This window comes from Isoptericola sp. NPDC056134 (assembly GCF_042264825.1).
Taxonomy (GTDB): domain Bacteria; phylum Actinomycetota; class Actinomycetes; order Actinomycetales; family Cellulomonadaceae; genus Isoptericola; species Isoptericola nanjingensis.
In genome coordinates this window covers 1-11178 of the sequence record NZ_JBHJVM010000042.1, presented here as the reverse complement: position 1 = coordinate 11178, position 11178 = coordinate 1, and the positions used below count along the sequence as shown (strand labels likewise).

Here is an 11178-nt window from a genome sequence, read left to right as displayed (position 1 = left end):
GCCGAGATAGAGAACTCGGACCCGCGAGATAGAGAGGCCGGGACGGCACCGCAGGTGGTGGCGTCCCGGGTTCTCTATCTCGCGGGTCCGGGTTCTCTATCTCGGCGGTCAGGGCTGGACGCCGTCCGCGGTGACGGTCGCGCCGTCGGGCACGGTGGCGGCCTCACCGGCGTCGGCGAGCACCGCGTCGCCCTCGGCGCGCACGCGGGCGCCGAAGGTCCAGTCCCCCTCGACCGTGAGCGACGACGCCGCCCGCAGCGACGGCGCGCCCTGGGCGAACCGCACGTCGAAGCCTGCGATCTGCTTGTAGGTCGTCGAGAGCTTCACCAGCGGCGCGTCGACCTGGGCGACCAGCCGGTAGTCGTCGGTGAGCTCGTAGACGTCCGAGCGCATGAGCAGCAGGTCGCTCGTCGTCTTCACCGGCAGGAACCGCTCGCGCCCCACCTCGATCGCCGTCGCCCCCTCGAAGACGGCCACGGCCGCGCCCATCGCGGACTCGATCTGGACGACGGCGGGCGACGACGCGTCCGTCGGGTCCACGGTCTTCTCGTTCCGGATCAGCGGGAGCTCGAGCACCCCGCCGGTGCGGTCGAGCTCGGCCGCGAGCGCCTCGAGGTCGAACCACAGGTTGTTCGTGTGGAAGTAGCGGTGCACCGTCGGGTCGAGCGAGACGTCGACGTCGTCGGGGTGCGTCTGCGCCGTCTCGCGCTGCACGATGCGGCCGTCGCTCTTGCGCACGACGAGCTGGCCGCCCTTGACGTCGGCGGGCGACTTGAGGCACATCTCGGCGGCGTACGGAGCCCCGGACGCCGCGAACCAGGCGGCGATCGCGCCGTCGGGGGCGGCGCCGAGGTTGTCGGAGTTGGAGACGCTGGCGTAGCGGAAGCCCGCGTCCAGGAGCGCGCGCACGACGCCGGACGCGTGCAGGGCCGGGTAGAGGTCGCCGTGCCCGGGCGGGCACCACTCCAGGGTGGGGTCGGCGGGCCACTCGACGGGCTCGAGGGTGTCGGCGCGCAGCTTGGGCTCGCGGTTCTGGAGGAAGTCCAGCGGGAGGCCGTCGACGGCGATGTCGTCGTAGGGCGCGAGCGCGGCGAGGGTGTCGTCGCGGGTGCGGAACGAGTTCATCAGCACGAGCGGCAGGCGGGCGCCCGTCGCCTCCCGGGCGGCGCGCACCTGGCGGACGATGACGTCGAGGAAGGTGAGCGCTCCGCCCTCCTCGCCCCGTGCGTCGTCGCGCACCGTGAGCAGCGACTTCGCCTTGTCCATGCCCATGGACGTGCCGAGCCCGCCGTTGAGCTTGATGATCGCGGTCCGCGCGAGGGCGGCCTGGGCGTCGGCGTCCGGGACCGCGAGGTCGGCGTGCCGCGGCAGGTCGGTCAGGGGGTCGACGTCGGCCTCGCGCACGAGCCCGGTCTCCCCCGACTCCAGCAGGTGGTAGAAGCGGGTGAAGGTCTCGATCGCGGCGGGGGCGACGCCCTCCGCCTGCATCTTGGATCGGGCCAGGGCAAGTCCGCGGTCGCTCATGGGCAGCACCCTAACCGCGCCCGGGGAGGCCTGCGGGGAGCGTCCGGCCGCCCGGGACGCCTGCCCGGGGTCGGTGCTCGGACCCTTACTCGAAACGGGACGGGTCGCCGGCCCCGACGCGGACGACGTCGGGGTATCCCTCGGACCAGTCGACGACGGTCGTGGGCTCGGCCAGGACCTCGCCCGCGTCGACGACCGCGTCGACCACGTGGTCGAGCTCCTCCTTGACCTGCCAGCCGTCGGTGAGGGGCTGCTCGGCCCCCGGCAGGATGAGGGTCGACGACAGCAGCGGCTCACCCAGCTCGCGCAGCAGCGCCTGCACCACCCGGGAGTCGGGGATGCGCGCGCCGATGGTCTTCTTCTTGGGGTGCGCGAGTCGCCGGGGGACCTCCGGCGTGGCCGGCAGGATGAAGGTGTAGGGCCCCGGGGTGGCCGCCTTGATGGCGCGGAAGGCGCTGTTGTCGAGGCGCACGAGCTGGCCGAGCTGGGCGAAGTCCGCGCACACGAGGGTGAAGTGGTGACCGGCGTCCAGGTGCCGGATCTGGCGGATCCGCTCCGTGCCGTCGTGCTGGCCGACGCGGCAGCCGAGGGCGTACCCGGAGTCGGTCGGGTAGGCGATGAGGCCCCCGTCGTTCAGCAGCGCGACGACCTGGCCGATCGCCCGGGGCTGCGGGTCGACGGGGTGGACGTCGAAGTAGCGGGCCATGCCGGGCAGCGTATCCCCGGGCCGTGCCACCCCACCCGGTGAGCGGTCGCCGCGCGGCGGTCGGGTCAGGCCGCCAGGGCGCGGCGGAGCTCGGTCTCGCTGGCGTTGCCCCCGGAGCAGACGACGCCGACGCGTCGCCCGGCGAACGCGGCGGGGTGGCTGAGGACGGCGGCGAGGGCCGCGGCGCCGGCGCCCTCGGCAACGGTCCGCGCGCCGGTGAGGTAGTGGCGCTGCGCGGCGGCGATGGCGTCGTCGTCCACGAGCAGGAAGTCCGCCAGCCTCTCGCGGAGCACGGCCTGGGTGAGGGCGAACCCGCACCCGACGGCGAGCCCCTCGGCGCGGGTGGCGTTGGCGGCGGTGCGCAGCTCGCCCGCGCGCCAGGAGTCGTGGGCGGCCGGCGACGCCGCGGCCTGCACGGCGACCACCCGCAGCCCCGGGGCGAGCGCGCTCGCGACGAGACAGGCAGCTGCGGCGCCGGAGCCCCCGCCGACGGGGACGACGAGCACCTCGAGGTCCGGCGCCTGCTCCAGGAGCTCGAGCGTCGCGGTGGCCACGCCGGCGACGAGGACCGGCTCGTTCGCCGCGCCCACGAGACGCGCCCCGGTGGCGGCGGCCACCTCGCCTGCGCGGGCCCGGGCGTCGTCGAAGGTCGCCCCGTGCAGCACGACGTCGGCGCCGAGGTCGCGCACGGCCCGCTCCTTCAGGGGGTTCGGGTGGTCGGGCATGACGATCGTGCAGGCCGTGCCGGTGCGGCGGGCGGCATGGGCCAGCGCCTGGGCGTGGTTCCCCGTGGAGTAGGCGACGATGCCGCGGCGGCGCTCGTCGTCGTCGAACCCGAGCAGGAGGTTCAGCGCCCCGCGCACCTTGAACGCGCCCGTATGCTGCAGGTTCTCGTGCTTGACGACGAGGCTCGCTCCGGCGGCGCCGGCCTCCGCGGCGGCGCGGTCGAGCTCCGGGTGGGCCAGGGCGGGCGTGCGGACGACGAGCCCCTCGATCCGCAGGGCGGCGGCCAGCACGTCGCGCATCGTCGGCGGCGCGGGCACCTCGGGGGCAGGCTGCGGAGTCGTCGTCATCACAGCAGGATCGCCCCGTGTCGATCGATAGGTCCAATGCCTGTTCTGACTGCCCGTCATCGATACGGCCGATGATTGGTCGTAGGCTGGCGCCGTGTCCGTCGAACCCGCTCCCCCGCCCCACCTCGACCTCACGCGCCTGCGCGTCCTGGCCGCCGTCGCGCGCACCGGGTCCGTGACCGCGGCGGCGCGCGAGCTGCACTACGCCCAGCCGTCGGTGAGCCACCACCTGGCGCGGCTCGAGGCGGAGGCGGGGATCGCCCTGCTGCAGCGCGCGGGCCGCGGCGTCCGCCTCACCGAGGCGGGCCGCCTCCTCGCCGCACGCGCGGAGGAGATCCTCGGCCGCGTGGAGGGCGCACGGCGCGAGCTCGACGCCCTGGTCGGCCTCCGCGCCGGCCGCGCCCGGCTCGCCGCGTTCCCCTCCGCGCTCGCGACCCTGGTGCCCGCCGCCGTCGCCGGGCTGCGGGCCGCGCACCCCGGGCTGGGGGTCGGCCTGGTCGAGGCCGAGCCCCCGGAGGCGATCGCCGCGCTCCAGGCCGGCGACGTCGACGTCGCCCTCGTCTTCCGGCACACCGACGCCCCGAACGCCCGGCCCGGCGCGGACCTGTCGCGGTTCGAGGTGACCGTCGTGCACTCCGAGCCCATCGCCCTCGTCCGGCGGACCACCGACGCGACCCCCGACGGACCGGACGCGTCGAGCCGCTCCGGCGACGTCCCGCCGCCGCTGGCCGACCTGCGCGACGCCGCCTGGATCGCAGGGTGCGAGCGGTGCCGCGCCGACCTGGTCGCGCGCTGCGCCACCGCCGGGTTCGCCCCTCGTATCGCGTTCGAGACCGACGACTACGTGGCCGTGCAGGCGCTCGTCGCGTCCGGCGCGGGGGTGAGCCTGCTGCCGTCGCTCGCGTTGCGGGCGCACCGGAACCCGGACGTCGTGGCGCAGCCCCTGCCCGGCGCCACCCGCGAGGTGCTCGCGCTCACCGTCGGCGCGCCGACCCCGGCGGCGCACGCCCTCGTGCAGCGGCTGGTGGAGGCGGGTGACGCCGCCCGCGACTAGCGTGGAGGCGTGCCTGAGCAGCTGGGACGGCAGCTGGAACAGCTCGGTGGCTGGTGGGCCACCGCCGACTACGACGTCGCCCGCGAGGTGCTGCAGCGCGGCGTCGGCGCGCTGCTGTGCCTGGCCTTCCTCCAGGCCCTGGGCCAGTTCCGCCCCCTGCTCGGGGACCGCGGGCTGCTGCCGGTGCGGCGGTTCACGGCGCGGGTGCGGTTCCGCGACGCGCCGTCGCTGTTCCACCTGCACTACTCCGACCGCCTGCTGGTGGTGGTGGGGGTGCTCGGGGCCGCAGGGGGCGCCGCCGTGGTCGTAGGGCTGCCGCAGGCCGGGCCGTGGTGGGTCACGACCGTCGTCCTGCTCACGCTGTGGGCGGGCTACCTCTCGCTCGTCTCGGTCGGCCAGCGCTTCTACGCGTTCGGGTGGGAGACGCTGCTGTGCGAGCTGGCGTTCCTGGCCGCCTGGTTCGGCTCCCCCGCCGTGCCCGTGCCGTTCCTGCTCGTGCTCGCCGCCCGCTGGCTGCTGTTCCGGCTGGAGCTGGGCGCGGGCCTCATCAAGTGGCGCGGCGACCCCGCGTGGCGCGACCTCACCGCCATGGACCACCACCACGAGTCGCAGCCGATGCCCGGCCCGTTCAGCTGGTACGCGCACCACCTGCCGCGCTGGTGGCACCGCACGGAGGTGGTCGGCAACCACGTCACCCAGCTGCTCGTGCCGTGGCTGCTCTGGCTGCCGCAGCCGTTGCCGAGCGTCGCGGGCGGCGTCGTCGTCGTGACCCAGGGCTGGCTGGTGCTCACCGGCAACTTCGCGTGGCTGAACTGGGCGGCGATCGTGCTCGGCGCGGCCATGGTGTCCGACGACGCGTGGCGCGCGCTCCTCGGCGGCCTCGCCCCGGACCCGGCCGCCGGCCCGGGGACCGCGGTAGCCCCGGGACCGACCGGCTACCTGGTCGCCGTCACGGTCGTCGTCGTGCTCCTCGCGGCGCTGTCGGTGCGCCCCGCCGTCAACCTCGCCTCGTCGCACCAGAGGATGAACGCGAGCTTCGAGCCGCTGCGGCTGGTGAACGCGTACGGGGCGTTCGGGAGCGTGACACGGCGCCGCGACGAGGTGATCGTCGAGGGCACGCTCGCCGACGAGCCCGGGCCCGACGACTGGCGGGAGTACGGGTTCCGCGGCAAGCCCGGGGACGTGGGCCGGCGCCCGCCCCAGGTCGCCCCGTACCACCTGCGCCTGGACTGGGTGCTGTGGTTCGTGCCGCTCGGTGCGCCCGCGCCGTGGCTCCCGACGCTGTGCCGGCGGCTGCTCGAGGCGGACCGGGCGACGCTCCGCCTGCTGCGCCACGACCCGTTCGACGGCGCCCGACCGCGCTGGGTGCGGATGCGGCTGTTCCGCTACCGCTACACGACGCCGGAGGAGCGGCGACGCTCCGGCGACTGGTGGGTGCGGCGCGAGCTCGAGGTGCTCGTCGACCCGGTGGACCTCGCCCTCTTGTCCCGGCTGCGGCGGTCGTGACACGATGCCGAGCGGCGGGGAACCGGTTTCTCAGGCTCGGTCCCCGGCGTACCCCTCGCACCGCGGGTCGACGGCGACCCGCCCGAGCCCCGGAGGCGACGTTGCCCGCACCGCACGAGAGCTCCCACCCGTCCCCTGCCGACCGTCCCGCCTCGGACCCCACGTCCGCGCCCCGCACCGTCCGACGCCGGTCGGTGCTGGCCCTGCCCGGGGCGCTGGCCCTGGGCGCCGTGCTCGCCTCGGCCACGCCCGCGTCCGCGGGCGGCCGCGGCCCGCGCCCGGCCGCGGCGACGCGGATCGTCGTGGCCGCGGACGGCACGGGCGACGCGACCACGCTCCAGCAGGCCGTGGACCTCGCGCCGGCCGGGTCGGCCGAGCGGGTCGAGATCCTCGTGCGACCCGGCCGGTACCACGGCCGTGTCGACGTCGGGTCGGACAAGGTGAACCTGACGGTCGTCGGGTCGACGGGCGACCCCGAGGACGTCGTCTTCACCGACGACCGGGCCGCCGGGACCCCGAAGCCCGGCGGCGGGACCTGGGGCACGACCGGCAGCGCGTCGGTCACGGTGTCCGGTGCCGGCTTCGAGGCCCGGCACGTCACCTTCGAGAACGCGTTCGACGAGGCCGCCCACCCGGACCTGCCCGGCCACCAGGCGGTCGCCGTCAAGACCCGTGCCGACCGCGTCGCGTTCGACCACTGCCGCTTCCTCGGCAACCAGGACACCCTCTACCTGGACACGCCCAGCGCCGACGTGCCCGCCCGCGTCTACGTCACGAACAGCTGGATCGAGGGCGACGTCGACTTCGTGTTCGGGCGCGCGACCGCCGTCATCGAGGACTCCACCATCAAGGCGCTGCGCCGCGACAGCACGCCGTCGGGGTACGTGTTCGCACCGAGCACCTCCTCGGGGTTCGCCCACGGCTTCCTCGTCACCGGGACCCGGTTCCTCACCAACGCCGGCGCCGGCACGTACTACCTCGGCCGCCCGTGGCACCCGAGCAGCAACCCCGACACCGACCCCCGCGTCGTCGTCCGCGACTCCTGGCTGGGCGTGCACCTGCGGCGCGACGACGTGTGGACCACCATGTCCGGCTTCGACTGGGTCCCGGGCAGCAACGCCGAGCACGCCAACACGGGCCCGGGCGCCCTCACCGGCCCCGGGCGCCCGCAGCTCACCGCCGCGCAGGCCGCCGCGCACACGCGTGAGACCTACCTCTCCGGCGACGACGGGTGGTCGCCGAGTCACGCCCGCTGAAGCCTCCGTACTACCTCGCCGCAGGCTGGACTACCTCGCCGCGATGAGTACCACCTCGCGGGAATCCGTACTACCTCGGCCGAACGGGCGTCCCTCACGGCCGCAACCCGTCCCCCAGCCACGGACAGCAACCACGTCGCAGGACTACACCAGCGAGTCCTGCCACGCCGCGTTGAGGGCCGCATAGTGCCCGTCCCCCGCCGCCAGCTCGTCTGGCGTGCCGTCCTCGATCACCCGGCCGTGCTCCATGACGAGCACGCGGTCGGCGATCGCGACGGTCGACAGCCGGTGCGCGATGATGATCGCCGTCCGGTCGGCCAGCAGGGTCTGCAGGCCGTGCTGCACGAGCCGCTCGCCCGGGATGTCGAGGGACGACGTCGCCTCGTCGAGCACCAGCACCGCCGGGTCGGCGAGGAACGCCCGCGCGAAGGAGAGCAGCTGCCGCTGCCCCGCCGAGACGCGGCCGCCACGCTTGTTGACGTCGGTGTCGTACCCGTCGGGCATGTCCATGATGAACTCGTGCGCCCCGACCGCCCGTGCGGCGGCCTCGATGTCCGCCTGGGGGGCGCCGGGCCGCCCGAGCGCGATGTTCTCGCGCACGGACCCGCTGAACAGGTAGGCCTCCTGGGTGACCATGACCACGGCGCGCCGCAGGTCCGTCGTCGACAGGTCGCGCACGTCGACGCCGTCGAGCAGCACGCGGCCCTCGCTCGCGTCGTAGAACCGGGTCACGAGCTTGGCGAGCGTGGACTTGCCCGCGCCCGTCGTGCCGACCAGCGCGACCGTCTGCCCCGCCGGGAGCGTGAGGTCGAGGTCGGGCAGCACGACCGGGCCGTCGCCGTAGCGGAACGTGACGTGGTCCAGCCGCAGGGCGCCGCGCGCGTGCGGCAGCGCCACGGGGCGGCGCGGCTCGACGACCGTCGGCTCCTCGGCCAGCAGGCCCGAGACCTTCTCCAGCGCCGCCGTGGCGGACTGGAAGGAGTTGTAGAAGTTCCCGAGCTGCTGGATCGGCTGGAAGAACCGCTTCACGTACAGCAGGGCCGCCACCAGCACGCCGACGTCCAGCCCCCCGGAGTAGACCCGCCAGCCGCCGATCGCGAGCGCGATCGCGACCGCGACGTTCCCGATGAGCACGAGGCCCGGCTGGTAGCGGCCGTTGAGCCCCATGGTGTTGAGGTTGGCGTCGCGGTACTGCTCGCTGAGCCGGCCGTACTCCGCCTCCGTGGTCGACTCCCGGCGGAACGCCTGCACGGCGCGCATCCCCGTCATCGTCTCGACGAACTTCACGATGAGCCGCGCGGACGTGGTGCGCTGCTCGCGGTAGAACACCTGCGAGCGCTTCTGGAACCACCGGGTGAGCAGCCAGGCCGGCACGAGGGCCACCGCGAGCACGAGGCCCGAGCGCCAGTCGAGCAGGAACAGGCTCAGCCCGGTGAAGACCATGAGCATGAGCGAGGAGACGACGCCGGTGAGCCCGCCGTCGAGCAGCTCGCGCAGCGCCTCGAGGTCGGACGTCTGGCGGCTGATGATGCGGCCGGACGTGTACGACTCGTGGAACTCCAGGCTCAGCAGCTGCGTGTGCCGGAAGACCCGACGGCGCAGGTCGAGCAGCACCCCCTGGGCGATGCGCGCGGCCTGGCGGACGTAGGCCCCGGCGCACAGGCCGCCGACGACGGCGGCGACCAGGTAGACGGAGCCGACCAGCACGAGGGTGCCCACGTCGCCGTCCATGAGGTCGGGCACCGCGGAGTCGATGGCGAGGGACACGAGCCACGGGCCCGCCACCTGGCCGAGCGTCGACACCACGACCAGGAGGCCCGCGACGGCGAGGGCCCCGCGGCGCGGCCTCAGCAGCGCGCCCAGCAGGCGCAGCGACCGGGACCTGACGTCGCGGGACGCCTCGGCGTCGAGCCGGGTGGCATCGTCCGCGCTCGCGTCGGTGGGGCGACGGCGCTCGTCCGGCCCGGACGTCGCGGGCCGGGGCGATTCCGGCGTGCTGGGGCGGCTCACCGCTGGACCTCCTTCTCGTCGTGCCCGGTCCGGGCCTGCTCGGGGTGTTCCTGCTCGGCCTGGGCGCGGTCGGGCTCTTCCCGGCCTGAGTGCTCGGCGCACTCCTCCCAGTCCTGCTCCAGGCTGGAGATGACGTGCCGGTAGTGGGCGTCGGTGGCGAGCAGGTCGCGGTGGGTGCCCACGGCCGTGATCCGGCCGTCCTGCAGCACGGCGACCCGGTCCGCGAGCGCCACGGTGGACGGCCGGTGCGCGATGACGAGGCTGGTCGTGCCGTCGAGGACGTCGCGCAGGCGCGTGGTGACGGCCTCTTCGGTGGCGACGTCGAGCGCGGACAGCGGGTCGTCGAGCACGAGCACGGCGGGGTGTGCCGCGATGGCCCGGGCGAGCGCCAGCCGCTGCCGCTGCCCGCCGGACAGGGACAGCCCTTCCTCCCCGATGCGGGTCTCGACGCCCTGCGGCAGGTCGGCGACGAAGCCCGCCTGCGCCACCTCGAGCGCCTCGTGCAGGCGCCGCTCGCGCTCCTCCTCCGGCACGGCGTCGGGGCCGGCCTCCGGGACGCCGAGCAGCACGTTGTCCCGCACCGACGCGGAGAACAGCGTGGGGTCCTCGAACGCGACCGCGACGGCGCGGCGCACGTCGTGCCGTCGCAGGCGCCGCACGTCCACGCCGTCGAGCAGCACCTCGCCGCCGGTGACGTCGAAGATGCGCGGCACCACCATCGCGAGGGTGGACTTGCCCGAGCCGGTGAGGCCGACGAGCGCCGTCGTCGTGCCGACGGGGAGCTCGAGGTCGACGTGCGCGAGGACCGGGCGCGCCGCGTCCTCGTAGCGGAACGTGACGTCGCGGAGCTCGACGTGGCCTCGCGCCGGGCCGGGCTCGGCGGGGTCGGCCGGGTCGGCCAGCGGGTTCGGGGTCTCCATCACCTCGAAGAAGCGGTCGACGGCGGTGCGCGCGTTGAGCGTCATCGACAGGGTCATCCCGAGGTCGACCACGGGGCCGTTGATCACGGCCGTCGTCAGGAAGAAGGCGACGAGGCCGCCGACGGTGATCTGCCCCTGGGCGGCGAGCACCGTGCCGAGCACGAGGCAGACGGCCAGCGTGACCTCGGGGATGAGCTGCAGCGATGTGGTGACGGTGGCCTGGTTCCCCGCCTTGCGGATCTCCGTGCGACGCAGCTCCTCCGCCTGGTCGGTGAACGAGTCGAGGGCGTCGCGCCCGCGGCCGAACGCCTTGAGCACGCGGATGCCGTGCACGGACTCCTCGACCGTGGTGGCGAGGTCGCCCGACTGGTCCTGCGACAGGCGTGCGATGACGCGGTACCGCCGCGAGAAGCGGAACGCGATGACCGTCACCGGGATCGCGCCCGCGAGGTACACGAGGCCGAGCCAGCCGGCGGTGGCCAGCAGGATGCCCACGCCGACCACGATCGTCACGATGCTGACGACGAGCTGCAGGACGCCGAAGACCAGCCAGCGGCGCAGCAGGCCGAGGTCGCCCATGATCCGGCTCAGCAGCTGCCCGCCGGGCCACCGGTCGTGGAACGCGACAGGCAGGTCCTGCAGGTGGCGGAACAGCGCCATCCGCAGCTCTGCCTCGACCCGCGTGCCGGGGTACATCACGAGGTTGCGGCGCAGCAGGACGAACCCGGCCTCCGCGATCCCCAGCACGAGCACGAGGAGCACCGGCACCACGAGGGCGCCGAGGTCGTGGGCGGCGGCGCCCTCCGCGAGGGGGCCCTCGACGAGGGCCTGCAGCACGCGGGGGATCGCCAGCGCGGCGAGGCTCGCGCCGAGCGCCGAGAAGAGGCCGCCGACCATGCGCGGCAACGCGGGCCGGACGTACGGGTAGAGCCGGCGCACGGACGCGAACGTGGAGAGCTCGGAGCCCGTGGGGGCGACGGCCGCCGCGGGGGCGACGGCGGCCGCGGGGGCGGCGCCACGCCGGCCTAGCGGACCCCCCTCGCCGCCCAGACTCGTTTCGGGGGTGGAGGGGAGGTGGGGGGCGGAGGGAGGGGGGATCACCCCGCCGGGCTTTTCTGGGTTGGCATGC

At 74.9% G+C, this 11178-nt stretch carries 8 protein-coding genes; 3 read left to right on the top strand and 5 right to left on the bottom strand.

Annotated features, from left to right (window positions below; translation table 11 throughout):
- Positions 1-108 precede the first annotated feature (108 nt).
- From ACFCZN_RS20695 to ACFCZN_RS20685, 3 genes are all read right to left on the bottom strand, one after another.
- Positions 109-1524, bottom strand: a complete 1416-nt coding sequence (locus tag ACFCZN_RS20695) for a UTP--glucose-1-phosphate uridylyltransferase (protein WP_430558007.1) — start codon at positions 1522-1524, stop codon at positions 109-111.
- A gap of 85 nt (positions 1525-1609) precedes the next feature.
- Positions 1610-2230, bottom strand: a complete 621-nt coding sequence (locus tag ACFCZN_RS20690) for an L-threonylcarbamoyladenylate synthase (protein WP_430558006.1) — start codon at positions 2228-2230, stop codon at positions 1610-1612.
- 65 nt (positions 2231-2295) lie between these two features.
- Positions 2296-3303, bottom strand: coding sequence for a threonine/serine dehydratase (locus ACFCZN_RS20685; RefSeq protein WP_430558005.1), 1008 nt, complete (start codon positions 3301-3303; stop codon positions 2296-2298).
- Between the two features lie 94 nt (positions 3304-3397).
- Between ACFCZN_RS20685 and ACFCZN_RS20680 the strand changes: the two genes are divergently transcribed.
- The 3 genes from ACFCZN_RS20680 (at position 3398) to ACFCZN_RS20670 (ending at position 7119) form a co-directional block, all read left to right on the top strand.
- Positions 3398-4357, top strand: coding sequence for a LysR family transcriptional regulator (locus ACFCZN_RS20680; protein ID WP_429763466.1), 960 nt, complete (start codon positions 3398-3400; stop codon positions 4355-4357).
- 9 nt (positions 4358-4366) lie between these two features.
- Positions 4367-5863, top strand: coding sequence for a lipase maturation factor family protein (locus ACFCZN_RS20675; protein WP_430558004.1), 1497 nt, complete (start codon positions 4367-4369; stop codon positions 5861-5863).
- A 194-nt stretch (positions 5864-6057) separates the two neighbouring features.
- The gene (locus ACFCZN_RS20670; RefSeq protein ID WP_429763464.1) at positions 6058-7119 is read left to right on the top strand and encodes a pectinesterase family protein; all 1062 of its coding nucleotides are present in this window, start codon (positions 6058-6060) and stop codon (positions 7117-7119) included.
- Positions 7120-7263: 144 nt separating this feature from the next.
- Here ACFCZN_RS20670 and ACFCZN_RS20665 read toward each other — a convergent pair whose 3' ends face one another.
- Both ACFCZN_RS20665 and ACFCZN_RS20660 read right to left on the bottom strand, forming a co-directional pair.
- Entirely contained in the window at positions 7264-9129 is a 1866-nt protein-coding gene (locus ACFCZN_RS20665; protein ID WP_429763463.1) for an ABC transporter ATP-binding protein, read from the bottom strand.
- Positions 9126-10946, bottom strand: a complete 1821-nt coding sequence (locus ACFCZN_RS20660) for an ABC transporter ATP-binding protein (RefSeq protein ID WP_430558008.1) — start codon at positions 10944-10946, stop codon at positions 9126-9128. Before ACFCZN_RS20660 ends, ACFCZN_RS20665 begins: the two co-directional genes overlap by 4 nt.
- Positions 10947-11178 lie beyond the last annotated feature (232 nt).